Origin of the sequence: Apilactobacillus intestinapis (assembly GCF_049166695.1) — a bacterium.
Classification (GTDB): domain Bacteria; phylum Bacillota; class Bacilli; order Lactobacillales; family Lactobacillaceae; genus Apilactobacillus; species Apilactobacillus kunkeei_C.
The window spans coordinates 1-25,061 of sequence record NZ_JBMHFD010000010.1; the positions used below are offsets into that span (position 1 = coordinate 1).

Here is a 25,061-nt window from a genome sequence, read left to right on the forward strand (position 1 = left end):
AGATAAATAGTGTGGTGGCGATAGCTAGAAGGATACACCTGTTCCCATGCCGAACACAGAAGTTAAGCTTCTAAACGCCGATAGTAGTTGAGGGATCGCCCTCTGCAAGGGTAGGAAGTCGCCGCGCGAATAAAAAAGTCTTCGATGTAAATCGAAGGCTTTTTGTTAATATTGCCGTTTTAGCTCAGGAGGTAGAGCGTTTCCATGGTAAGGAAGAGGTCCCGGGTTCAAATCCCGGAAACGGCTTATATAAAAAGACCAATCAATTTCGATTGGTCTTTTTTTGTTTGTTATTTAATTTTTCTATCAATCTTAACTTCATTAATTGGTAGGTTGGCGTTTGCGATAATTGGTGAAACAGTACCATTACTAATTAATGTTAGGTGGTGCATTGCACGAGTGGCAATTGTGTAAAGTGTTCCAACATAATCATCGTTTGGATAATTATCTTTAGAAACGTTCCAAGCAATGACAGAATCAAATTCTAGTCCCTTAGCTAAATAGATTGGCATAATCACGACGCCCTTTGGAAGTGATCTATCTGTATCAGCTAATAGGGTTGGATTAAGTTGGTTGTAGGTATGTTGATGAAGTTGTTTGGCCTCAGTTAGGTTTTTGGTAACAATCGCAACAGTTCCTTCATCCTTTAACTCTTGTTTAGCGCAATTAATTAAAGCATCAATACATTCTTGTTCATTATGACGAATGAAAATCTCAGGTGATTTACCTGGACGGTTGAATGCTTCAATCTCATCACCGTTTGGTAATAGTGATTTAGCAAAGTTAGTGATTGGATAAGTTGAACGATATGATCGGTTCAAAGTAATCAATCTTGATTTCTTAGTAGCAAATGCTTGGTTTAACTTATTTAGTAGTTCTTGAGGTGCTTCAACTGCCTTGAACAATGCCTGTTCACTGTCACCGATTAAGTTAATCTTGGTTTGTGGAAATGCATGCTTGATGTAAATCAATTGGGCAATTGAGTAATCCTGCATTTCATCGACGAAGAGGTATTGCATTGTTTGGTTTTGACCGCCACCAATCATTAAATCACGCATATATAGAAGTGGGGCAGCATCATCCAAACGAACTTGATGCAATTCGATTGAATCGGAAAAACCATCGACGTCATCGTTCCATGCATCAACATTGACGTCCTTAGGTAGGACCACTTGTTGCATGAAGCGTTGGTATTGAAGGTATGAATCAAAGAAAGAACCATTATACAAAGCATCGTATATTTTCCTGAAGTGTTCGGTCACGATTTTTTTAGCGATGAAGTATCTTTCATCATCCTCATCTTGGAAGCTACCTAATTGATGGCCTTCCATGAAATCGTGATATTGTTCAGAGTTAAGTTGATCGATGGCATCATCAACCCATGGTTTATATACTTCGACCTCAATACGTTTCTTCAAGATTTCAATCAAACGGTTTTTAGTCTTTAAGAACTTATCAGCCGGTTTCATTTGTTTAGGTTGAGAAGCATAGATATCTTTAATCACATCAGCATCGAAGAAGACCTTGCCATCGATCAAGATGCTTTGAAAGGCAATGTCATCATTGAAAACGTTATTGATATAGTTCTCAATTGATGTCATATATTGATGACTACGTTTAAATGATTGAATTGTTTTTTCGTCATCGGTGTAAGCTTGTTCGGTTTCATATTGGTCGAATAAACTTTGAACCTTTACACCTTCAAGTCGGTGATCGATGAATTCTTGTAAGGTAACCTGTCTCATATTGCGTTCACCTAAACTAGGTAAAACGTCAGAAATATAATGTGAGAATAAACGGTTAGGGGAGAACAAAATAATTTGATCAGCTTGAAGTGAACTTCTACTGTGGTACAACAAGAATGCGATTCGTTGAAGAATTGCAGAAGTCTTACCAGAACCGGCAACCCCTTGAACAACAAGTAGGTCGCTGTTGGTATCTCTGATGATATCGTTTTGTTCTTTTTGAATTGTTGAAACGATGTTTTGCATCACTTCATCATGTTGTTGCCCCAACACAGATTGAAGCATTTCATCACCCACGGTTTCATTGGTATCAAACATGTTGTTGATTTCACCGTGACTAATTTGAAACTGGCGCTTCTTTTCCAAGTCGGTGCTTTGTTTACCGGCTGGGGTTTGATATGAAACTTTTCCCAACGTTCCGTTGTAATAGATACTAGAGATTGGTGCACGCCAATCGTAGACTAGGAAGTTTTCATCATCGTCAACGAATGAGGCGGTACCGATGTATAAGCTTTCGGTATCATCATCTCCGTCATCCTTGATATCAATTCGTCCAAAGTATGGAGAATCAGCTAATTTCTTGTATGTTTCAAGTTGGTTTTTAATGATTGCTTCGCTTTGGACTACCTTATTAACTAGTCCTCTTTGTTGTTGGAGGTCAGCGGAAGTTTCAATTCTATCATCGACTTCGACGTAGTTAACGGAAGTATTATTACCGTAGTTTTGTTGGACACGCTTTGTTTCTTTATGTGCCTTTTGGTATTCAGCTTCTGTCTTATCGATTCGTTTGTGTAATTTGGCGACAACTTTATCGACACGATTTTGTTCATTTGTAAGATCGTTATTAGCCATTTTTACCTCCTAATTTATTGTTAAATCCGTTCATTTATGCTCAATAATTCTAATTAGATTTGGCCGTCATGTCAATTAATATCCTTTTTGACATGTCAATTTAAATCCAGTAAAATATAGTTAATATTAAAGTAAGTAGCGATGTCATTTACAGAGAGATTATGTAGTACTGAAAGTAATCACGACTAGCGAAATGGATGAATTTATGGGATTGCACCCTTATCGCAGAGTGGCAAATGATTATACATTTGCAAGTTAGGTGGTACCGCGCTCAAGCGTCCTATTGTTTTTTTAACAATGGGGCGCTTTTTTTGGAAAGGAAGTAACAAAATGGCAGATAAAAAAGTAATTCTAACTGGTGATCGACCAACTGGTAAACTACATATCGGACACTACGTTGGATCATTAAAGAACAGAGTTGCATTACAAAACTCAGGTGAATACGACACCAATATCATGATTGCGGACATGCAAGCATTAACTGATAATGCACGTGACCCAGAAAAAATCAGGAACTCACTATTACAAGTAGCTTTGGATTACTTAGCTGTCGGAATTGACCCAGAAGAATCAACAATCTTGGTTCAATCACAAATTCCTGCACTAAACGAATTAACAATGCACTACTTGAACTTAGTTTCAGTTAACCGTTTGAAGAGAAACCCAACTGTTAAGACTGAAATCCAACAAAAGAAGTTTGGTGAAAGTGTTCCTGCTGGATTCTTCATTTACCCAGTCAGTCAAGCTGCAGATATCACTGCATTTAAGGCCGACACTGTTCCAGTTGGTGAAGACCAAGAACCAATGCTAGAACAAACTAGAGAAATCGTTAGAAGTATTAACGGTATCTACGGTAAGGATGTATTAGTTGAACCAGAAGGCTACTTCCCACCAAAGGGAATGGGTAGAATCCCTGGTTTAGATGGAAACGCTAAGATGAGTAAATCATTGAACAACGCCATCTACTTAGCAGACGATGCAGATACCATTCAAAAGAAAGTAATGTCAATGTACACTGACCCTAACCACATTCACGTGGAAGATCCTGGTCAAGTTGAAGGAAACACTGTATTTACTTACCTAGACATCTTTGCTGACGACAAGCAAAAGGTTGCCGAATTAAAGGAACAATACAGACACGGTGGTCTAGGTGATGTGAAGATCAAACGTTACTTAAACGAAGTATTACAAGCTGAATTGGCACCAATCAGAGAACGTCGTGAACAATTCGAAAAGGATCCACAAGCTGTTTATGACATTCTAAAGGCTGGTAGTGACAAAGCGAATAAGGTAGCCAACCAAACCCTAGATGAAGTAAGGGATGCTATTGGTATTAATTACTTTAAATAAAAACTATTTTAGGAGTTTAGGGTGAATCGGATGGAGAACTTAGTAATTGTTGACATCGGTTCGAATTCTGCTCGAATGTCCATCTATCGGATTGAAAATGACGGTTATTGCGTTGAGCTAAAACGTAGTAAGAGCGATAGTCGTCTATCCGAAGGGATGGGGAAAGAAAAGATTCTACAACCGGTTGCAATTAATCGGACAATTAATGCTTTAAAGTCTTTCAAAAGAATTTATAGCTCAATGAATAATGCCACTGTGATTACCATTGCAACTGCTGCGGTTCGACAAGCTGAAAACCAAAAAGCTTTTATTCGCAAGGTAAGAAAGAAAGTTGGCTTAGACGTTAGAGTCCTATCAGGTCGTGAAGAAGCTTATTACGATTATTTAGGTGTCGTAAATAAGATTAAGATGAACGACTACATGGTGATGGATATTGGTGGTGCTAGTATCGAATTGGTCCGCGTTCAAGGTAAGAAACGTCGTGACTTAATTAGTTTACCAATTGGTGCCGTTAATATTTCAGAACGTTTTAAATTGAATAACTCAGTTCATGCAGCTGACTTATTCAACGCGCAACGTTTCTTAAAGGAAAACATACATCGTGTTCCTTGGCTTAAAAAAGCTGATCACTATCAATTAGTTGTGTTGGGAGGAGCTGCTAGAAGTTTAGCGAGAATTAATCGCAGTCATCAACACTTCAAGAACTCTGATAACCTAAATGGCTATCACCTAAATCAACGCCAAGTGATGGGAACGTATGAATTACTTTTACGTAAGAACTTACACAATCGAAAAGAAATTCACGGATTAGAAAACGAGCGAGCTGATATTATACTAGGTGGTCTATTACCTCTTATTACAGTCATTGATGAAATTGATTCAAGAAGAATCGTATTTTCAGAAGGTGGCGTAAGAGAAGGACTTATTGCTGAATATATAAAGAAGCACTATCGAAACTATTAAAGAGGTTTTTAATCCATTGACGGGTTAAAAACCTTTTTAAATGATTGAATTTTAAATAATGTTATTATAAATATCAGATATAAATACCGCATCCGGGGGGACTAATAATGGGAACTTTCAAACATTTCTACCATCGTAATTATGATGATAGAATAAAACTAGTCAGTGAATTTGCTGGATTAAACATGAATCAAAAACATGAAATGACTAGCGACTATCACCAATCAAGCGATAGTTTAGTTGAAAACTATGTAACTGATTACTCCATTCCAGAAGGAGTGGCCGTTAATTTTATGATTAATGGTAATGAAAAAATTGTTCCAATGGTAACAGAAGAACCATCCGTGATTGCGGCGGCTAGTAATGGTGCCCGTTTATTTGCCAAGGGTGCCGGGATTACTGCTGAAGTATTGGGTCGTAATCTAATGGGCCAAATCGTTGTTAAAACACACGATATTAACCTATTGATTGGAATAGTCAATACACATCAAGAACATATCATTGATATCGCAAACCAATCACATCCATCGATTCTAGAATACGGTGGTGGTGCTAAGAAGGTGCGCGTCAGAAAATTAGATGATGACTATGCATCAGTTGACTTGTTTGTGAACGTTGGTGAAGCAATGGGAGCAAACATTATTAACTCAATGCTAGAAGCTACTTCTGAGTTTATCGAGGAACGCTTCAGTGGGGATGTTTTGATGAGCATCCTATCTAACTACGGTGAAGATAACCTGGTGAAGGTATCCGGATCCATTCCAGTTAGCCAACTGGGTAATCCTGATACCAACGGCATGGATGTTGCAAACAGAATTGTTGAAGCATCACACATCGCTCAAATCGATCCGTATCGTGCTGCTACTCATAACAAGGGCATCTTGAATGGAATCGATGCTGTGGTAATGGCAATGGGTAATGATTGGCGTGCGGTTGAAGCTGGCATTCATTCCTACGCCAGCAAAGATGGTCAATACAAGGGATTATCCAACTGGTCAATTGATGGTGACAAGTTAATTGGTGAGATGACAATTCCGTTGTCACTAGGTTTTATCGGTGGTGCCGTTAAGATATTACCAAAGGTTAAAATCAACCAACAACTATCGCAAGTAACCTCAAAGGAAGAGTTAAGCCAAGTGGTTGCATCAGTTGGGTTAGCCCAAAACCTAGCTGCTCTAAAGGCGTTAGTTACCGATGGAATTCAAAAGGGGCACATGAACCTTCAATTGAATTCATTAGTGATGAGTGCCGGAGCCAAGGGCAAAGAAGTAAAACAAGTGGTTTCAGAAATGAGAGCCAACCATTTAAATGACTTAAAGTCAGCACAAAAAATCTTAAACCAAATTAGAAATAATAATGAAGGTGAATTTTAATGGAAATCGAATTAAATCAAGACACACAAAGTTTAATTAACGTTGTAAACAAATTTTTCCCAGGTAAAATTGAAGTTCAATTTATCGGCCAACTTCAATCTGGATACGTTAGACATGATCAAGCACAAGTGGTGCAAGACGGTAAGAACCTATTTGTTCAAATCTCAGACATGTCAGCTCCTAACTACACTGCTTCACACGAACTAATTCACTTGTTGATGACACTACGTGGTTTCCCACAAGTGTTCTTCTCACTATCAACTGGTCAAGACGAATTAGACGAACAACTAGAAGTAATGGGAACTGAACTATTTGATATCGTTGCCCACTTTGTGGTTGTTTCAGAACAAAGAAAACACGGCCTAATTAACGAAGACATCGAAAAGATGTACCTAAAGGGAATTCAAAACACAATTGAACCTGAACCAGAAGAATTAGATAACGCCATGGAATTACGTCTATTGACCCTAATCGACGCTCACGTATTCTACGGTGACAAGTTCGATTCATTTGCACGTCCAACCCTTGAAAAAGATTACCCAGTTGCCCTAAAGGCTGCTGATGAAATCTACAAGATTATCACTGAAAAGCCAACTGACTCACCATTTGGTTTCAGAAGAAACGTTGTTAAGTTATTCAAGGCCTTTGATGAACAACTAAAGAAGTGGGGACTACCTGCATTGCATAACTCAGAATTTGCAACTATCTCCAGTGTTGTTTCAGAAAGACAACTAAACTTAAACGTAAAACAACAATTTGAAATCTTCCATTCAGAATTACATGATAAGGAAACTGGTCGTCGTGCATACGTTGGTTTCAACAAGTCAGATGATCAAAACTCATTCGTCATTCCTGCACCAACAGGTATGGATGACAGTCCAGAATACTTCAAGAAGTTATACGCGATGACTGTTCAAGAATTGTTTAAAGAACTAAAAATGCCATATATCATTAGAAAATAAGGCAGGAGGCAATCTGATGGATAAGGAAATTCAATCATTATTTGATAATGCAAAAAACATTGTATTTTTGACAGGAGCCGGGGTATCGACAGCTTCCAACATTCCAGACTATCGTTCTAAGAATGGACTATATGCAACTGATACAACTGGAAAACCAGCTGAATATTATTTAAGTCATGCATGTTTAGTTAATGAGCCAGATGTGTTCTACACATTTGTGAAGGAAAATATGTACTATCCAGATGCCAAACCCAATGTAATTCACGAAAAACAAGCTGAACTTACTAGGGAAGGTAGAGCCAGTGTGATCACTCAAAACGTTGATGGATTATACGGTGCTGCCGACACCAAGAACTTAATTGAATTTCATGGCAATCTATACGACGTATATTGCCAAAAGTGCCATCAAAGAGTTGATTGGCATGAATATATGCAAAGCGACAAGCACGCTGATTGCGGCGGAACGCTTCGTCCAGGGATCGTTTTATACGATGAAGGACTTAACCAAGCCAAAGTGGTTAACAGTGTTCAACTAATGGAAAAGGCGGACTTGGTAGTGATCGTTGGAACTTCCATGCGTGTCTACCCATTTGCCGGACTATTGGATTACAGAAATCCGGGTGCCAAAGTAATTGCGGTTAACCAAGAAAAGTTAAACTTAGGAATCGATTTTAAGATGATTCAAGAGGACGCAACGAAATTCTTTAGTGAATTGAAATAAGAAGGAAGATGATGGTTTAATGATAACTTTAGGAGTAACGACTTGGAGTGAGCATCCAGCTTTGATTAATGGTGAGAAACGTCCTGTTAAGTTAAACGAGTATGCGGCCCATTTTCCAGTCGTGGAAGTCGATAATCCTTTTTACGGCATTCCACAGGAAAAAATAGTTCGCCAATGGATGCGCCAAGTGCCAGAATCATTCCAATTTATCTTAAAAGCCAATCAATTGATGACCAAGCATGACATGCGTTCACAAATGGCTGCCGACGATGATCAAAGAAGACAGGCGTTTAGTGATTACGTCAAAATGCTTCAACCATTAATTCAGACCAATCAATTAAAGACGGTCTTATTTCAATTCCCACCATATTTCCAACGTAACAATGACAACATTCGCTATCTAATGACCATCCGTGAATTGATGGGAAGAAAGGTGCCAATTGCAGTCGAGTTTAGAAATCCGACATGGACAGAAAAGTCGATGCAAAACTCAATTCAAAATTATTTGAAACGTTTAGGGATGACCTTTGTGATTGCTGATGAACCTCATAACCTAAACGATGGAATTGAGTTATTACCAATGGTGACTACTTCTAAGATGGCGATGTTAAGACTACACGGACGAAATGCCCAAGGATGGTTTAACCAGGACAAGAACTGGCGTAGTCAAAGAACGTTGTATAAATATAGTGAGGACGAATTAAAGCAATTCGCCGACATCGTCACTAAGTTAAACAAAGAAGTCGATGAGGTGTGTGTGATCTTTAACAACAACTCTGGTAGGGATGCCGCACCGAATGCACTACAATTAAAAGAGATGTTGCACGTATCATTTAACGATTTGGCACCAATGCAATTAGATTTGTTCTAAGAGCAATATTATTGACAATTCAAGTATGATATACTAATAGTTAATATTAATTACTGGTTGAAAGGATGATTAACATGGCTGATAACAATACTTTTTATGTTACAACGCCTATCTACTACCCATCAGGACGTTTACATATCGGGAACTCATACACAACTATTGCGTGTGATGCGTTAGCTCGTTACAAACGTGCTGAAGGTTTTGACGTGTTCTTCCTAACAGGAACAGATGAACACGGACTAAAAATCGAAGAAAAGGCAGAATCATTAAACACTACTCCACAAGCATATGTGGATAAGATGGCTGCTCAAATTAAAGACTTATGGAAGAAATTGGACATCTCAAACGACAAGTTCATCAGAACCACTGATGCGCAACACAGAGAAGTTGTTCAAAAGATTTTCCAACAATTATTAGATCAAGGTGATATTTACCTAGGTGAATACTCTGGTTGGTACTCAGTATCTGACGAAGAATACTTCACCGAATCACAATTAGCCGAAGTATACAAAGACGATAATGGCAACGTTATTGGTGGAAAGGCTCCATCAGGACACGAAGTTGAACTAGTGAACGAAAAGTCATACTTCTTCAAGATGAGCAAGTACGCTGATTGGTTATTACAATACTACAAGGATCATCCTGATTTTATTCAACCAGAATCAAGAATGAACGAAATGATTAATAACTTCATCAAACCAGGTCTAGAAGACTTAGCTGTTTCTAGAACATCATTTAGTTGGGGAATTCCTGTTAAATCAAATCCAGAACACGTTGTTTACGTATGGATTGATGCGCTATCAAACTATATTAGTGCGTTAGGATACGATACTGATGATGATTCACTATTCCAAAAATTCTGGCCTGCTGATGTTCACATGGTTGGTAAGGAAATCGTTAGATTCCATACTATCTACTGGCCAATTATCCTACATGCTTTAGGTTTACCATTACCAAAACATGTTATCGGTCACGGTTGGTTAACCATGAAAGACGGTAAGATGTCTAAGTCAAAGGGTAACGTTATTTATCCAGAAGTCTTAGCCGAAAGATACGGTTTGGATGCAGTAAGATACTACTTACTAAAGGCCGTTCCATTTGGTAACGACGGTGTGTTCACACCAGAAGACTTCGTAGATCGTATCAACTACGACCTAGCAAACGACTTAGGAAACTTATTAAACCGTACCGTTTCAATGATTAACAAGTACGAAGACGGTGTGATTCCAGAATTCAAGTCAAACTTCTTAGAACCTGACAAGGAACTAGAAGCACTAAGCAAGGATGTTATTGCTGAATATAAGACTAAGATGGATGAATCACGCTTCTCAGATGCTTTAGCTGCTGTTTGGCAATTAGTTTCTCAAACTAACAAGTACATCGACCAAACTACACCATGGATTCTAGCTAAGAATGAAAACGATGGTGACGCTGAAAAGCTTGCTGATGTAATGGCTCATTTAGCTGCCAGTTTACGTGTAATTGGTCTATTAATTAGTCCAATTATGACTAATGCACCAAAACAAATCTTCACACAATTAGGTTTAGACGATCAAGCAATTGATTTAACTAACATTGCGATTGAAGACTTACCAACAGGTGGTAAAGTGGTTGCTAAGGGAACTCCAATCTTCCCACGTCTAGACAAGGAAGAAGAAGTTGACTTTATCAAGAACCAAATGACTAAGTCAGACAAGAAAAAGGGTCGTGCAGCCAAAGAAGAAGCTAAGAAACAAGCTCAAGTTGCCCAAGAGGGCGCTGAAAGTGCTGCTGATAAGAAAGAAATCAAGTTCGATACCTTTGAAAAAGTAGAACTAAAAGTTGCCGAAGTTAAGAACGTTGAACGTGTTGAAGGGGCAGACAAGTTATTGAAATTCACCCTAGATGCAGGTAAGGAAGAAACTACTCAAATCCTTTCAGGAATTGCTAAGTGGTATCCTGACTTCGAAAAACTAATCGGTAAGAAAGTAATCATAGTTTCCAATTTGAAACCTAGAAAGATGCGTGGCCAATTGAGCCAAGGAATGTTACTATCTGTTGAACATGACGATGGCAACATTGAATTAGTTACAATTGGTAGCCAATTTGAAAATGGTGCCACTTTGGAATAATGGTGAGATAACAAACTAAAAAATAGCCATTAATTCAAAATGAATTGATGGCTATTTTTACGATAGGAGCAAATATAATGCAAATTTTTGATTCACATACGCATTTAAACGATGATGCTTTTAGAGGACAAGTGCCAGAATACATCGAACACGCTAGAAAACTAGGTGTTACCAAGATGGCAATTGTTGGATCAAACCGTCAAATGAACGAAGAAGCGATTGAACTAGCTCATCAATACGATAACCTATACGCAATCGTTGGTTTTCATCCAGAAGATGCTTTGAACTATAACGATGAAGAAGAAGCCATCCTATACAAGCAACTACAAGATGACAAGGTGGTTGCCTTAGGCGAAATTGGTCTTGATTACAATCAAAGTACTGCCCCTAAGAAGGCTCAATTCAATGTGTTCAAACGCCAAATCGATATTGCCAAAGAACTTGGGATGCCAATCTCTGTTCATAACCGAGATGCCTTTGAAGATACCTACGCTATTTTAAAGGAAAAAGGAGTTAACAACGGAATAATTCATAGTTTCAATGGTGATGCGCAATGGTTAAACAAGATTATGGATTTAGGGATGTACGTCTCATATTCTGGTGTTGCCAGTTTCAAAAAGACCAAGGAAATCCACGATTCCGTTTCTAAGACACCAATCGATAGAATGCTAGTGGAAACAGATGCACCTTATTTAGCACCTGAACCATTACGTGGTCACCAAAACGAACCGGGTTATACTTTATACACTGTCGAAGCAGTCGCTCGTTTTAGAGATACCACACCAGATAAGATTGCCGATGCAACTTATCAAAACGCACTACGAATTTTTGGATTGGATGAATAATGGAAAAAATCAAAGAAGTAATCGTGGTAGAAGGCCGCGACGATACCAAAAGAATTAAAATGGCGGTCGACTGTGACACCATCGAAACCAGAGGATCAGCGATTGATGACAAGACACTTGCGTTGATTAAGAAGCTAGATAAGCAACGCGGGGTAATCGTCTTCACTGACCCGGACTTTTCTGGTGAACGCATCAGAAAGATTATTACTCAGGAGGTACCAAACGCTAAGCACGCGTTTGTCGATCGTAAAAAGTCGGTACCAACCAAGAGTGATGGATCACTAGGTGTTGAACACGCCAGCGTCGAAACCATCAGAGAGGCGCTAAAAAACGTCTATACAGCAGACACTAATCATGAGAGTGAAATTTCAGTTGCTGATTTAAATGCTGCCAGGGTCATTAATGATTCTGAGGCTAAAATTAGACGTACTCAACTATGTAATGAATTAAAGATTGGATACGTGAATGGGAAACAGCTATTGAAACGACTATCCATGTTTGGAATTACTAAAGAACAATTTAACGAAGCACTAAGTCATATTAAGGAGTAAACAATGCCAAATAATCCAGAAATCGCTAGCCCAGCTAGAACACAAGCAATCTTAAATCGTTTCCATTTATCAGCTAAGAAGAGTTTAGGTCAAAACTTTTTAACTGACTTAAACGTTTTAAACAAGATTGTCGATGCTGCGCATTTAACAGATACAGATAATGTCATCGAAATTGGACCAGGTATCGGTGGTTTAACTGAATTCCTAGCACGTAGTTCAAAACGTGTCCTAGCTTTTGAAATTGACCAAAATTTATTGCCTGTATTGGATGAAACACTAAGTCCATATGATAATGTCGAAGTGATTAACCAAGACATCCTACAAGCTAATTTACCAGCTATTATCGAAGAAAAATTCAACAACGAACGTCCAATTAAGGTTGTTGCCAACTTACCTTACTACATCACAACTCCAATCATCTTGGATCTATTGAAGGGGAATGCTGAATTCGACAACATTACCGTTATGATGCAAAAAGAAGTTGCTCAAAGACTAGAAGCAAAACCAGGTAGCAAGGATTACGGTTCACTATCAGTGATTATCCAATACCTAAATGATGTTAAGTTAGCATTTGAAGTATCAAGAAAATCATTTATCCCTGCACCAAATGTCGATTCAGCAATCGTGACTTTGGAAAGAAAAGAATCCATTCAAAACGAAGTCTTTGATGAAAAGGCATTTGCTAGTTTTGTAAGGGGATGCTTTGCTCACCGTCGAAAGACCTTATGGAATAACCTACAAGGATTATTCGGTAAGGACGCTGAAACTAAGGAAAAGGTCAAAAACGTCCTAGATGAATTCGACATTCAACCAAGCATTCGTCCTGAAAAACTAACAGTTGATCAATACGTCGATTTAACAAATAAGTTCCATTCTATAAAATTGGTATAATATTATTTGATTATTAAAAAACACTGTGATATAATTTTGATTTTTAATATTTTCCGTGGTATAATTAACCTACTAGAGAGGTGAATATTATGCCAACCAGTTTGACTGACATTAAAAGCCACTTGGACACTCGCCTAGGCGAAAAAGTTGTTGTAACTGTTCAAGTAGGAAGAAACAAAACATTAGAACGACATGGGATGTTAGCAGAAACATTCCCTGCAGTGTTTGTTGTTGAGTTAGAGGAAGATGAAAATCTTAAGAGAGTATCTTACAGCTACACTGATATTCTAACCAAGAACATCGAAATGGATTTTACCGACGAAGTAAGTGAAGAAGCTTAAAACTAAGAGCTAATAATGTTTATTAGCTCTTTTTATTTTGCACTTTTGACAAAATCCGAAAGTTTCACTGACTTTTCAATTTAACTTTAGTATAATGTTATTAAATAATTTAGTTAAATTGGGGGTGTGATACTTGAGAACCGTAGAGAAAGCATGCGCCAAACTTAACCTAGGCTTGGATACGCCGTATCGTCATAAAGACGGCAAAATTGAGTGGAATATGATAATGACATCGATTGAATTATCTGATTACGTCGAGATTGTTACCGAAAAGGGAAACGGAATTTCCGTTCACTGTAATCGTGTGTTTTTACCGCAAGATCATCGCAACTTAGCATATCAAGCAGCATTTCTACTTAAAAAGAAATTTGGAATCCAACAAAAAGTGGACATCCATATCAGAAAGAATATTCCTGTTGCTGCCGGAATGGGTGGAGGATCATCTGATGCTGCAGCTGTTATTCGAGGTCTGAATCGTCTCTGGAACCTACATATGACCGATCAAGAAATGGCAACATTCGGATTGCAACTTGATTCAGACGTTCCTTATTGTGTTTACAGTCAGACTGCGATGGTTACCGGTAAGGGTGATAACATTGAATTAATGCCAAAACTGCCAAAGATGTATTTCGTAATTGTGAAACCAAAGGTTAGTGTTTCAACACCAGAAATCTTAAACAAGATTGATTACGATAAATTAGAACATGTGAATGTTAACGAATTGGCAGCAGCGGTTGAAACGCAAGACTATGATCAAATCGTTTCTCACATGGGAAATGTATTGGAACCATTGTCTTCAAAGCATCACAGTGAGATTAAAAAGATTAAAGAGAAGTTCGAGAAATACGGTGCTGACAGTGCCCAAATGAGCGGAACTGGACCGACTGTCTTCGGGATTTGTAAGACGGAAAGCCAAGCAAAGCACATTTTTAACAGCATTCGTGGTTTCTGTTCTGAGGTATATATTGTAAGACCTATATAAAAATATCCGTTTAGGTGAAAGTTTAAACGGATATTTTTTTATTATTTCGTTTAAAAAGTATCTTAAATCCGAACATTATGATAAAATTTAGATGTAGTTTTTACTTAATGAGGTGAAAGAATGAAAGCAAAGCGTAGTGCGCGTCTAGTAGATATGACTCGCTACTTAATGGAGAATCCTAATACGGTAGTACCATTGACTTTTTTTGCAAATCGTTATGATTCTGCTAAGTCATCTATTAGTGAAGACCTAACCATTTTACGAAAAACATTTATGGAAACAGGAACTGGTGTATTAGAAACCATTCCCGGTGCCGCTGGTGGAAGTATGTTCATGCCCGGCATTCAAAAACAAGAAGCTAGTCAATTTATTGACGAAGTTCAATCAGCATTAGCTGACAATTCAAGAGTTTTACCTGGTGGATACGTATATATGAACGACCTACTTAACCGTCCATCAATTTTGAGACAAATTGGTCGAATTATTGCGACATTGTACAGTCACAAGAAGATTGATGCTGTATTAACTGTTGCCACTAAGGGTATTCCGGTTGCACAAAGTGTTGCAACCTTATTAAACGTTCCATTCGTGATTGCTAGACATGATTCTAGAATTACTGATGGTTCAACTATCAGTGTGAACTATATTTCTGGTTCTCAAAAGAGAATCGAAAAGATGGTTCTATCAAAACGTAGTTTACCTGCTAATTCCAACGTCTTAATCGTAGATGATTTTCTACGTGGTGGGGGATCAGCCGATGGACTATGTAGTTTAATCAAAGAATTTGATAGTGAAGTTGCCGGAATTGCATTCGTTGCCGAACGTGATTACGAAGGCCAACGTAAGATTAGCGAAGATGATTACACTTCATTATTCAAGATTGATACTAATAACGGTGATATTAAAGTTGATTTAGGTAATTTTACCTACGATAACTTTAGCGACGTCACCAAGGAGGAAGAATAATGACGACTAGAAATACAATTATTTTAGCTGCCGGTAAAGGTACGCGAATGAAGTCAAAACTATACAAAGTTTTGCATCAAGTTTGTGGTCGTACAATGGTTGATTGTGTATTAACACAAGTTGAAAAAATTCATATGGATAACATTGTTACTGTTGTTGGTTTTGGTGCAGAAGACGTTAAAACTCAACTAGGTGACAGAAGCCAATATGCATTACAAGAAAAACAACTAGGAACAGGGGACGCAGTTAAAAAGACTGCCGACATTCTAGAAGATGTTGATGGATCAACAATGGTTGTTAGTGGAGATACTCCATTATTTACAGCTGAAACTTTTAATCACTTGTTTACTCAACACGAAGAAAGCGGTGCAGTTGCGACTGTACTAACTTCAAAAGCACCTAACCCATTTGGTTACGGTCGTATCGTTAGAGATGACAAGGGTAATGTTAACAAGATTGTTGAACAAAAGGATGCCTCAGTTGCCGAACAAAACATCGATGAAATCAACACTGGTGTTTACGTTTTCGATAACCATGAATTATTCGAAGCTCTAAAGAAGGTTAAAAACGATAACGCACAAGGCGAATACTACCTACCAGACGTTATTGGTATCTTCAAAGAAGAAGGTAAGAACGTTGGTGCTTACCAAATGAAGGACTTTGATGAATCAATGGGTGTAAACGATCGTATTGCACTTTCAAAGGCTAACCAAGTAATGCAACAACGCATTAACGAATACCACATGTCAAACGGTGTTACTATGCCAAACCCTAATGACACATATATCGACTTTGGTGTTGAAATTGGTCAAGATACAATCGTAGAACCTGGTGTTCACATTAGTGGTCATACCAAGATTGGTAGTGACTGTAAGATTGGTGCTAACTCAGAAATTAGAGACTGCATCATTCATGACAACGTTACTGTAACTTCATCATTACTTGAAGAATCAGAAATGATGGAAGGCTCAAACATTGGACCATACTCACATCTTCGTCCAGAAGCTAAGATTGGTGAAAATGTTCACCTTGGAAACTTCGTCGAAGTTAAAAAGGCCCAAATTGATGAAGGTACTAAGGTAGGTCACTTAACTTACGTTGGTAACGCTCATCTAGGCAAGAACATCAACGTTGGTTGTGGTGTTATCTTTGCTAACTACGATGGTAAGAACAAGCACAACACCGAAGTGGGTGATAACTCATTTATCGGAAGCAATGCTAACTTGATTGCGCCATTACACATTGATGACCACACATTTATCGCTGCTGGTTCAACTATTACTGATGACGTAAAACAATACGATATGGCGATTGCAAGACAACGTCAAACCAACAAACCAGGATATTTCAAAAAGCTTCCATATGCTGATTAAGAGATAATCCAATGATATTTTATTTATTATTTGTATAATTTTTGAATGAAAAATTATCAATTATAGTGTAAAATTAACTGTGAATTAAGAATATAGTTACGAATTATAGAATTTATTGTTAGGTGGAGGACTTATGGCTGAAAGATATTCTGATCCTAAATTGAAGATTTTCGCTTTAAACTCTAACATTCCTTTGGCAGAAAAAATTGCTGATCGTGTTGGTGTTGATTTAGGTGAAACATCCGTTGACAGATTTAGCGATGGCGAAATTAGAATTAACATTGAAGAAAGTATCCGTGGGGATAACTGTTATATCATTCAATCTACATCAGCTCCCGTTAATGATAATTTAATGGAATTAATGATTATGATTGATGCTCTTAGACGTGCAAGTGCTAAGACAATTAATGTGGTAATCCCATATTATGGTTACGCTAGACAAGACCGTAAGGCTCGTTCTAGAGAACCAATTACTGCAAAGCTAGTTGCTAACATGCTAGAAACTGCTGGAATTGACCGTGTAGTTGCATTGGACCTACATGCTGCTCAAATCCAAGGTTTCTTCGATGTTCCAGTTGATCACATGATGGGTGCACCACTATTAGCTGATCACTTTATTAACCACGGCTGGGACTCAAACGCAGTCGTAGTTTCACCTGACCATGGTGGTGTAGTTCGTGCCCGTGCATTGGCCGAATTCCTAAAGGCACCAATTGCCATCATCGACAAGCGTCGTCCTAAGGCAAACGTTGCTGAAATCATGAACATCATTGGTGATGTTAAAGGTAAGTCATGCTTGATGGTTGATGACATGATTGATACTGCTGGTACTATCACTTTAGGTGCTCAAGCATTGATGGATGCTGGTGCTAAAGAAGTATACGCATGTTGTACACACCCTGTATTATCAGGTCCTGCAATTGATCGTATCCAACAATCACCAATCAAGAAGCTTGTTGTTACTGATACAATTCGCTTACCAAAAGAAAAGCAAATTGATAAGATTGAACAAATCTCAGTTGCTCCATTAATTGGGGACGCAATTAAGCGTATTAACGAAGATCGTGCCGTTAGTCCATTATTCAGCAACCGTTTCAGAAGTAACGCAGAATAATGAATAAACCAAAAAGATTAGGACTGCTAATAGCGTTAGTTGGAATCGTCGTTGCTTTAATAGCAATGGTGTTTAAAGTTAGTGCTATTACGATTAGTAACTATCTATTCTTGATAGGGTTACTATTCACAGTCATTGGCTTGATTGGAGTATTATCCAAGGGACATCTTTTCACTGGATGGCGTATTTTTCACCGTAAGGGTGATGATGAACGTTTTGAAAACGAAAAGATTCCGGCCGATAAAATTGGCGGCATTAAGAATGCCAAAATCGTGGTACGTCCATTTGCACAGTTAACGTTGATAATTGGAATTATCTGGATTGCGTTTGCAATCATTATCACACTATAAAAAAAGAACTCACTTCATTGAAGCGAGTTCTTTTTGTTTATGATTGATTATTTTAAAGCAAAGTTTCTAATGGCGTATGCAACACCGTTTTCCTTATTTGTCTTAGTAACCTTGTCGGCAACTTTCTTTAAGTCGTCAGCAGCATTACCCATGGCAACACCAGTACCTGCGTAAGTAACCATGCTAATGTCGTTACCTTGATCACCGATTGCCATTACGTTTTCAGCGGTGAAGCCTAAACGAGTAGCAAGTTTGCTTAGGGCAGCACCCTTTGAAGCCTTTTGGTTAACGAATTCTAGAAATACGGGTTCACTTCTAACCATTGTTAGGTGGTCTAAGAAGTTTTCTGGAATGTTTGGAATAGCCTTATCGATGATATCTGGATCAGCGATTAGCATTGCCTTAACGATTTCAGTATCGTCAGTAATTTCTTGTGGTTCACGAACACGAATTGGCATTCTCACAAGATAACTTTCAGCCACACTGTATGGACTTAGGTCACGGTTAGTGGTGTAGATATAGTCGGTAGTTTCGATTTGGAAGTTAGTGTTTAACTTGTGGCTTAGTTTTTCTAGTCCGACGAAGTCGTTGTAATCTAAATCAAACTTTTCGATGATGTTAGCATCTGCATCTTGTACTTGAGCACCGTTGAAAGTAATGGCGTATTCGTCATTACCAGAAATGTTTAGTTTCTTTAGGTATGGTTTAACACCAGTCAAAGGACGACCAGTACATAGAACAACTTTGACACCGCTGTTTCTGGCTTCAGTAACAGCATCGATTGTTTCTTGAGCTAAAATGTTTTCTTCGTTTAAAAGGGTACCATCGATATCGATGGCGATTAATTTGATTTCACTCATGGAGAAATCCTCCTTACTTAATTAATTCATCGTTTTTAATGTGTTTTTGAAACTCTTGATAAACTGGTTCGAATAAATCGATGTCACTATCTTTAGATAACATTTCCTTAGGGAAGAAGAAGCGTTCATCACCTAAGTGCTTACCAGTAACGGCACTAACTAGTTGAGATATCTTTGATAGTTCAATCATTGTACCATCGTTTCTTCTAAGTTCAATTTGCGTAGCATGATGTTTTTTGTTTGGATCATAAGCATCATATGGTAAATCAAAACTGTTGTTAACGGCGGTGTAGTAGGTGGTTTCGAAACCAGCTTCTTGAATCCATTTTTGCATGGTTGGAATCAATGATTCAGTTTCATTATTGTATTCTACAGATTTAAGTGGCTTTCTGTTAATAAAACGATCGGCTAAATCAGATAGAATCTTGTCGTCTGAATCAATCCAGTTAATGAAGTAGGTGTTTAGAACACCGTCATCTAGTTTCAAATAGTCATCGATAGTAAAGTCGTTCTTGAAGAATGGCATTAATAGATGTGGAGTTAGGCGGTCATTTTTATCCAATTGACTCGCTAGTTCCTTGGCTCTTTGAAGTAGGTGACTTAGGATAACTTCCATAGAACGTGATACTGGATGGAAGTACACTTGCATGTACATTTGCAAACGAGAGATGATGTAGTCTTCAACGGCATGCATCCCATTGATTTCAAAACAGATACCACCTTCGTAAGGTCTCATCACACGTAAGATTCTAGTTAAGTCAAAGTTACCGTAGTTGGCACCGGTGTTGTACGCATCCCTTAGTAGGTAATCCATTCTATCGGCGTCACATTGACTAGAAATCATTTGAACGACTTGTTGGTTTGGATAAGTATGGTCGATTACGCTAGCAACTTCCTTTGGAAAACTAGGGCTAATCTTGCTTAATACTTGGTTAACCTCGGTCTTTTCAGAAGTGATGATTTCTTGGGTGATTGCTTCGTGATTGGTACCAAAGATGTGTTCAAATGTATGTGAGTAAGCACCGTGTCCGATGTCATGAAGCAATGCTGCACATAGTGCAACTAATCTTTGAGAGTCATCCCAAAGGCCATCTCCATCAACTTTGCTAGGATAGTTTCTAAGGAAACCATCACAGATGCGACGGGTGATTTCGTACACTCCTAAACTGTGGGTGAATCTCGAATGTTCTGCACCATGGAATGTGTATGAAGCAGGACCTAATTGTTTTATTCGTCTTAATCGTTGGAATTCTTTAGTATTAATCAAGTCTAAGATGACTTGGTGTTGTACGTAAATGTAGTTAAGAACCGGATCTCGAAAAACCTTTTCTCGAGGTAGTAGTTTTTCTTGGTATTCCAAATTCTTACCTCCTTACTATTTATATATAAGTTATTTATGCTTATTATAACAAAGTTTTAAACGAAATAATTAATTTTCCGACCATTAATTAATGCATTTATGGACATGTCCGTATATAATATTAGTTTGTGATATATGAAATGAGGGAAGGTGAGTCAGTGTGATGGATAAAAATGAAAATGCTCAAAAGGTTGTTGTGAACTTAAAGACAACTATTTTCCAAGATGCAGAGCGCGAAGACTTTATATTTGAAGAAGTGGGTAGCCTGGTTCAAATGAACAACGGCCTATACCTTCGCTTCACCGAACATCAAGATAATCAAGCGGTAGCAAACGTTACTTTGAAAATCACCGATGAACATGTTCAATTAACTCGCCAAGCCAATGGTGGACATCACTCTAGAATGATTTTTGACGAAAACAAAGATCACGACACAATTTACCAAACTGAGTATGGTCCAATAAAAATTTTGGTCAAAACAAAAGAGTTAAACTACGATTATAATGAAGATATAATGAATGGTAAACTTGGAATTGACTATGAATTACATTCTGGCGGAATGATTGTAGGAGAATATAATCTTACATTGCAATTTTCTGCTTAAAAAGGTATGATATTAATAGTATTTTGAAAGGACGTGCACCGATTTGAAATTACAAGCCTTAGAAGGTAAAGACAAAAAAGAATTATCAATGGTCGAAGTTGCTCACGCAATTCTTTCTGAACGTGGGGAAGTAATGGCCTTTGCTGATATCGCCAACGAAATCCAAAAATACTTGGGTGATTCTGATGAAGAAATTCGTAAACGATTGGTACAGTTCTACACAGATATGAACGTTGATGGTAGTTTTATTTCTTTAGGTGATAATCTTTGGGGACTAAGAACTTGGTATCCATATGATTCAATCGATGAAGCTACAGTTCATCCTGAAGACGAAGATATCGATCGTCCTAGAAAGAAAAAGCGTCGTAAGGTTAACGCATTCTTAGCTGATGCTTCTGACGATGATGACGTTATCGATTACGATGATGATGATCCAGAAGACCAAGACGACGAATTTGAAGATGCCGATGAAGGTGTCGACGAAACCGACAAGTATCACAAAGATTTAGATGAAATTGACGAAGAGAACGATGTTGACGACGATAACATCCCTGATGGTATCGAAGGCGAATTGTCAGAATTACACGATGATGACGATGACATCGACGATGATTCTAAAGATTAATTTTTCTTAGAAATAATAATTATATTTCTTGACTATAAACCTAGAACAATGTAATATTATTTTTGGGCTCCTTACAAAAGATTTTGTAAGGACAATTGATCGATTATAGTAATCAATGACTCCCTATTCTCAATGAATAGGGAGTTTTTAATTTTTACCCTAATAGATTTTATGAGGAGTTTTTTCACATGACTAAATATGTTTTTGTTACTGGTGGGGTTGTTTCTTCACTAGGAAAAGGAATTGTTTCTGCATCACTAGGACGTTTATTAAAAAACCGTGGAATCAACATTACTATTCAAAAGTTTGATCCATACGTTAACGTCGACCCAGGTACTATGAGCCCATACCAACACGGTGAAGTGTTTGTTACTAATGATGGTACTGAAACTGACCTTGATTTAGGTCACTATGAACGTTTTATTGATAATGACTTAAATAAATACTCAAATGTAACTACTGGTAAAATTTATTCAGAAGTATTGAGAAAAGAACGCCGCGGTGACTACTTAGGTGCAACTGTTCAAGTTATTCCTCATATCACTGGTATGATTAAAGAAAAAATCATGCGTGCAGCTAAGGTATCAAATGCTGATATCGTAATTACTGAAATTGGTGGTACTGTTGGTGATATCGAATCACTACCATTCCTAGAAGCTATTCGTCAAATGAAGAGCGAAGTAGGGGATGAAAATGTATTCTACATCCACACCACTTTAATTCCTTACTTACGTGCTGCTGGCGAAATGAAGACTAAGCCAACACAACACTCAGTTAAAGAACTACGTGGTTTAGGTATCCAACCAAACCTATTAGTTGTTAGAACTGAACAAGACGTTACTGATGCAATGAAGAGAAAGATTGCTCTATTCTGTGACGTTAAGCCAGAAGCTGTTGTTGAATCAAAAGATGCTCCAACACTTTACACTGTTCCATTGATGCTAGAAGCTCAAGGTATGGATCAACAAGTTGTTGACCACTTTGGTATGGATGCTCCTAAGGCTGACATGACTGAATGGAAGGCACTAGAACAAAAAGTACAAAACTTAAAGAATGTTGTTAACATTACTTTAGTTGGTAAATACGTAAAACTAAAGGATGCTTACATTTCAATTACTGAATCATTACGTCATGCTGGTTACCCAGTTGATGCAAAGATTAACCTAAAGATGTTAAATTCAGAACTAGTTACTGAAGATAACGTTGAAGAATTACTTGGCGATGCTGACGGTATTATCGTTCCTGGTGGTTTCGGTGACCGTGGTATCGAAGGTATGATTACTGCAGTTAAGTACGCTCGTGAAAACGACGTTCCTTATCTAGGTGTATGTTTAGGTATGCAAATTGCAAGTATCGAATTTGCTCGTGATGTATTAGGTTACAAAGATGCTAACACTACTGAAATTGACCCAGAAACTCCACACAAGATCATTGACTTAATGGCTGACCAAGCTGATATCGATGGTATGGGTGGTACTCAACGTCTAGGTGCTTACCCATGTAAGCTAAAACCTGGTACTGTAACTGCTGCAGCTTACGGTAACAAGGCTGAAATTTCAGAACGTCACAGACACCGTTACGAATACAACAACGAATACAGAGAAGAAATGGAGGCTCACGGTCTAGTTATTGCCGGTACTTCTCCAGATGATCACTTGGTAGAAGTTGTTGAAATTCCTACTAACAAGTTCTTCGTTGCTGCTCAATACCACCCAGAATTCCTATCACGTCCAACAAGACCTGAAGGATTATTCAAGGCATTCGTTGCAGCTGCACACGAACAACATGAAGAAAACAACAAATAATATGTTTTACAGAAAAGGCCAGGAAATTTTTCCGGCCTTTTTTTGTTGTTTTTATTAAATGTATGTTTAATTTAGCTGAAACTATTGTATTTTTAATATTTATTATTTAATATTGTTATTGTTCACTATTATTTAGTGAAACTGTAAGCGAGGAATTTAAACAATGAATAAAATGATAATAAAGGGTGGCCATCGTTTATCTGGTAACGTAACCATTGGTGGAGCTAAAAATAGTACTGTTGCATTAATCCCAGCAGCTATCTTAGCTGACACACCAGTGCAATTCGACATGGTGCCAAACATCTTAGATGTACACAATCTAATGGTGATTTTGGAATCAATGAATGTCTCATCAGATTTTGCCGATGGAATATTAAACGTCGACCCAACAACAATAAATGAAAGTGCCTTACCAAGTAAGGCAATTAAAAGTTTAAGAGCATCATACTACTTCATGGGAGCACTATTAGGACGCTTTGGTCGTGCTAAGATTACTTTCCCTGGTGGAGATAACATCGGTCCTAGACCAATTGACCAACACATCAAGGCCTTCGAAGCAATGGGGGCAAAGGTTGAAAATGATGGGGATGAAATCATCATCACAACCAACGAAGATGGTTTACACGGAGCACAAATCTTTTTAGATGTTGTGTCAGTGGGGGCAACCATCAACGCTATTTTAGCTGCCGTTAAAGCAAAGGGTTCAACTGTCATCAGAAATGCTGCCAAGGAACCAGAAATTATTGATGTCGTTACATTCTTGAATAACATGGGTGCCAAGGTTAGGGGAGCCGGTACAGATGTGATTAGAATCGAAGGGGTTGAATCACTTCGTGCTAAGAACACTCACATCATTATCCCTGACAGAATCGAAGCAGGTACATACCTATCCATGGCTGCCGCATATGGTGACGGTGTGAAGATTCAAAACGTGATTCCAGAACATTTGGAATCATTTATTGCCAAGTTACAAGAAATGGGTATTGATCTACAAATTAATGAAGATAGTATCTACGTTCCAAAGACAGAAGAACTTAAAAACATCGAAATTAAGACAATGCCATATCCTGGATTTGCCACTGATTTACAACAACCAATTACGCCACTACTACTAATGGCTGCTGGTGATAGTACAATCATTGACACTATTTATCCAAAGAGAACCAAGCACATCTCCGAATTAAAGAAGATGGGAGCCAAGATTAGATACGATGAAGGTAACGGTACCATCATCGTAAGTCATACTGACGCACTTGTTGGTTCGAAGATTGAAGCAGGGGAAATTCGTGCCGGAGCATCAGAAATGATTGCCGGTTTAATGGCACAAGGAACCACTGTGATTGATAACGCAGACAACATTTTACGTGGCTATGACAACATCATTGATAAGCTAAGTAATCTAAATGCTGTCGTTGAATTAGTTAACGACGAAAGTTAATTTTCGTG

At 38.0% G+C, this 25,061-nt stretch carries 23 protein-coding genes, 1 tRNA gene and 1 rRNA gene; 22 read left to right on the forward strand and 3 right to left on the reverse strand.

The window, feature by feature from the left end:
- Positions 1 to 10: 10 nt before the first annotated feature.
- Both rrf and ACOMA7_RS06165 read left to right on the forward strand, forming a co-directional pair.
- Positions 11 to 127 (forward strand): 5S ribosomal RNA (rrf, locus tag ACOMA7_RS06160).
- A 46-nt stretch (positions 128 to 173) separates the two neighbouring features.
- A tRNA-Thr gene (locus ACOMA7_RS06165) sits at positions 174 to 246 on the forward strand.
- Positions 247 to 290: 44 nt separating this feature from the next.
- On the opposite strand, the gene helD is transcribed toward ACOMA7_RS06165, so the two are convergent.
- Positions 291 to 2,597: an RNA polymerase recycling motor HelD gene (gene helD, locus ACOMA7_RS06170; protein ID WP_414827335.1), complete on the reverse strand. Its 2,307-nt coding sequence runs from the start codon at positions 2,595 to 2,597 to the stop codon at positions 291 to 293.
- Positions 2,598 to 2,927: 330 nt separating this feature from the next.
- Here helD and trpS point away from each other — a divergent pair, with 330 nt between their 5' ends.
- The 16 genes from trpS (at position 2,928) to ACOMA7_RS06250 (ending at position 18,361) form a co-directional block, all read left to right on the forward strand.
- A complete protein-coding gene (gene trpS / locus ACOMA7_RS06175; RefSeq protein WP_421392684.1) occupies positions 2,928 to 3,947 on the forward strand; it encodes a tryptophan--tRNA ligase in 1,020 nt (339 codons plus the stop codon).
- 30 nt (positions 3,948 to 3,977) lie between these two features.
- On the forward strand, positions 3,978 to 4,910 hold the full coding sequence (locus ACOMA7_RS06180) for a Ppx/GppA family phosphatase (protein ID WP_034532451.1): 933 nt from the start codon (positions 3,978 to 3,980) through the stop codon (positions 4,908 to 4,910).
- 107 nt (positions 4,911 to 5,017) lie between these two features.
- Positions 5,018 to 6,283: a hydroxymethylglutaryl-CoA reductase, degradative gene (locus tag ACOMA7_RS06185; protein ID WP_421392687.1), complete on the forward strand. Its 1,266-nt coding sequence runs from the start codon at positions 5,018 to 5,020 to the stop codon at positions 6,281 to 6,283.
- Complete coding sequence (locus tag ACOMA7_RS06190) at positions 6,283 to 7,245, forward strand: hypothetical protein (protein ID WP_041152447.1); 963 nt, start codon at positions 6,283 to 6,285, stop codon at positions 7,243 to 7,245. Before ACOMA7_RS06185 ends, ACOMA7_RS06190 begins: the two co-directional genes overlap by 1 nt.
- A gap of 16 nt (positions 7,246 to 7,261) precedes the next feature.
- On the forward strand, positions 7,262 to 7,966 hold the full coding sequence (locus tag ACOMA7_RS06195; protein WP_301568701.1) for an NAD-dependent protein deacylase: 705 nt from the start codon (positions 7,262 to 7,264) through the stop codon (positions 7,964 to 7,966).
- Positions 7,967 to 7,985: 19 nt separating this feature from the next.
- A complete protein-coding gene (locus ACOMA7_RS06200) occupies positions 7,986 to 8,837 on the forward strand; it encodes a DUF72 domain-containing protein (protein WP_421392691.1) in 852 nt (283 codons plus the stop codon).
- Positions 8,838 to 8,911: 74 nt separating this feature from the next.
- The gene (gene metG, locus ACOMA7_RS06205) at positions 8,912 to 10,948 is read left to right on the forward strand and encodes a methionine--tRNA ligase (RefSeq protein WP_301945699.1); all 2,037 of its coding nucleotides are present in this window, start codon (positions 8,912 to 8,914) and stop codon (positions 10,946 to 10,948) included.
- 77 nt (positions 10,949 to 11,025) lie between these two features.
- Positions 11,026 to 11,793, forward strand: a complete 768-nt coding sequence (locus ACOMA7_RS06210; protein WP_421392695.1) for a TatD family hydrolase — start codon at positions 11,026 to 11,028, stop codon at positions 11,791 to 11,793.
- Positions 11,793 to 12,344, forward strand: coding sequence for a ribonuclease M5 (gene rnmV, locus ACOMA7_RS06215; RefSeq protein ID WP_034532461.1), 552 nt, complete (start codon positions 11,793 to 11,795; stop codon positions 12,342 to 12,344). Before ACOMA7_RS06210 ends, rnmV begins: the two co-directional genes overlap by 1 nt.
- Before the next feature lie 3 nt (positions 12,345 to 12,347).
- Positions 12,348 to 13,235 carry a 16S rRNA (adenine(1518)-N(6)/adenine(1519)-N(6))-dimethyltransferase RsmA gene (rsmA, locus tag ACOMA7_RS06220; protein ID WP_301945697.1) on the forward strand — a complete coding sequence of 296 codons (888 nt, stop codon included), beginning with the start codon at positions 12,348 to 12,350 and terminating at the stop codon, positions 13,233 to 13,235.
- An 89-nt stretch (positions 13,236 to 13,324) separates the two neighbouring features.
- A complete protein-coding gene (locus tag ACOMA7_RS06225) occupies positions 13,325 to 13,576 on the forward strand; it encodes a Veg family protein (protein WP_034532463.1) in 252 nt (83 codons plus the stop codon).
- Between the two features lie 133 nt (positions 13,577 to 13,709).
- Positions 13,710 to 14,558: a 4-(cytidine 5'-diphospho)-2-C-methyl-D-erythritol kinase gene (gene ispE / locus ACOMA7_RS06230; protein ID WP_054607917.1), complete on the forward strand. Its 849-nt coding sequence runs from the start codon at positions 13,710 to 13,712 to the stop codon at positions 14,556 to 14,558.
- 120 nt (positions 14,559 to 14,678) lie between these two features.
- Positions 14,679 to 15,524, forward strand: coding sequence for a pur operon repressor (gene purR / locus ACOMA7_RS06235; RefSeq protein WP_054607918.1), 846 nt, complete (start codon positions 14,679 to 14,681; stop codon positions 15,522 to 15,524).
- Positions 15,524 to 16,897 (forward strand): bifunctional UDP-N-acetylglucosamine diphosphorylase/glucosamine-1-phosphate N-acetyltransferase GlmU, encoded by a 1,374-nt coding sequence (glmU, locus tag ACOMA7_RS06240; protein WP_301945695.1) that lies wholly within the window; start codon positions 15,524 to 15,526, stop codon positions 16,895 to 16,897. Before purR ends, glmU begins: the two co-directional genes overlap by 1 nt.
- Positions 16,898 to 17,030: 133 nt before the next feature.
- Positions 17,031 to 18,011: a ribose-phosphate diphosphokinase gene (locus ACOMA7_RS06245; RefSeq protein WP_034532467.1), complete on the forward strand. Its 981-nt coding sequence runs from the start codon at positions 17,031 to 17,033 to the stop codon at positions 18,009 to 18,011.
- A complete protein-coding gene (locus ACOMA7_RS06250) occupies positions 18,011 to 18,361 on the forward strand; it encodes a DUF3899 domain-containing protein (RefSeq protein ID WP_054607920.1) in 351 nt (116 codons plus the stop codon). Before ACOMA7_RS06245 ends, ACOMA7_RS06250 begins: the two co-directional genes overlap by 1 nt.
- Positions 18,362 to 18,408: 47 nt before the next feature.
- On the opposite strand, the gene yidA is transcribed toward ACOMA7_RS06250, so the two are convergent.
- Together yidA and ACOMA7_RS06260 are read right to left on the reverse strand one after the other, a co-directional pair.
- Entirely contained in the window at positions 18,409 to 19,221 is an 813-nt protein-coding gene (gene yidA / locus ACOMA7_RS06255) for a sugar-phosphatase (RefSeq protein WP_054607921.1), read from the reverse strand.
- 13 nt (positions 19,222 to 19,234) lie between these two features.
- Positions 19,235 to 20,581, reverse strand: a complete 1,347-nt coding sequence (locus tag ACOMA7_RS06260) for an HD domain-containing protein (protein ID WP_301945694.1) — start codon at positions 20,579 to 20,581, stop codon at positions 19,235 to 19,237.
- 163 nt (positions 20,582 to 20,744) lie between these two features.
- On the opposite strand from ACOMA7_RS06260, the gene ACOMA7_RS06265 reads away from it, so the two are divergent.
- The 4 genes from ACOMA7_RS06265 to ACOMA7_RS06280 all read left to right on the forward strand — a co-directional run bounded on the left by ACOMA7_RS06265 (position 20,745) and on the right by ACOMA7_RS06280 (position 25,053).
- Entirely contained in the window at positions 20,745 to 21,185 is a 441-nt protein-coding gene (locus tag ACOMA7_RS06265; RefSeq protein ID WP_051592206.1) for a YwiB family protein, read from the forward strand.
- Between the two features lie 88 nt (positions 21,186 to 21,273).
- Positions 21,274 to 21,810 (forward strand): DNA-directed RNA polymerase subunit delta, encoded by a 537-nt coding sequence (gene rpoE, locus ACOMA7_RS06270; protein ID WP_373301492.1) that lies wholly within the window; start codon positions 21,274 to 21,276, stop codon positions 21,808 to 21,810.
- A gap of 188 nt (positions 21,811 to 21,998) precedes the next feature.
- Positions 21,999 to 23,615: a CTP synthase gene (locus ACOMA7_RS06275; RefSeq protein WP_034532471.1), complete on the forward strand. Its 1,617-nt coding sequence runs from the start codon at positions 21,999 to 22,001 to the stop codon at positions 23,613 to 23,615.
- Between the two features lie 163 nt (positions 23,616 to 23,778).
- Positions 23,779 to 25,053 carry a UDP-N-acetylglucosamine 1-carboxyvinyltransferase gene (locus ACOMA7_RS06280; RefSeq protein WP_421392707.1) on the forward strand — a complete coding sequence of 425 codons (1,275 nt, stop codon included), beginning with the start codon at positions 23,779 to 23,781 and terminating at the stop codon, positions 25,051 to 25,053.
- Positions 25,054 to 25,061: the final 8 nt, after the last annotated feature.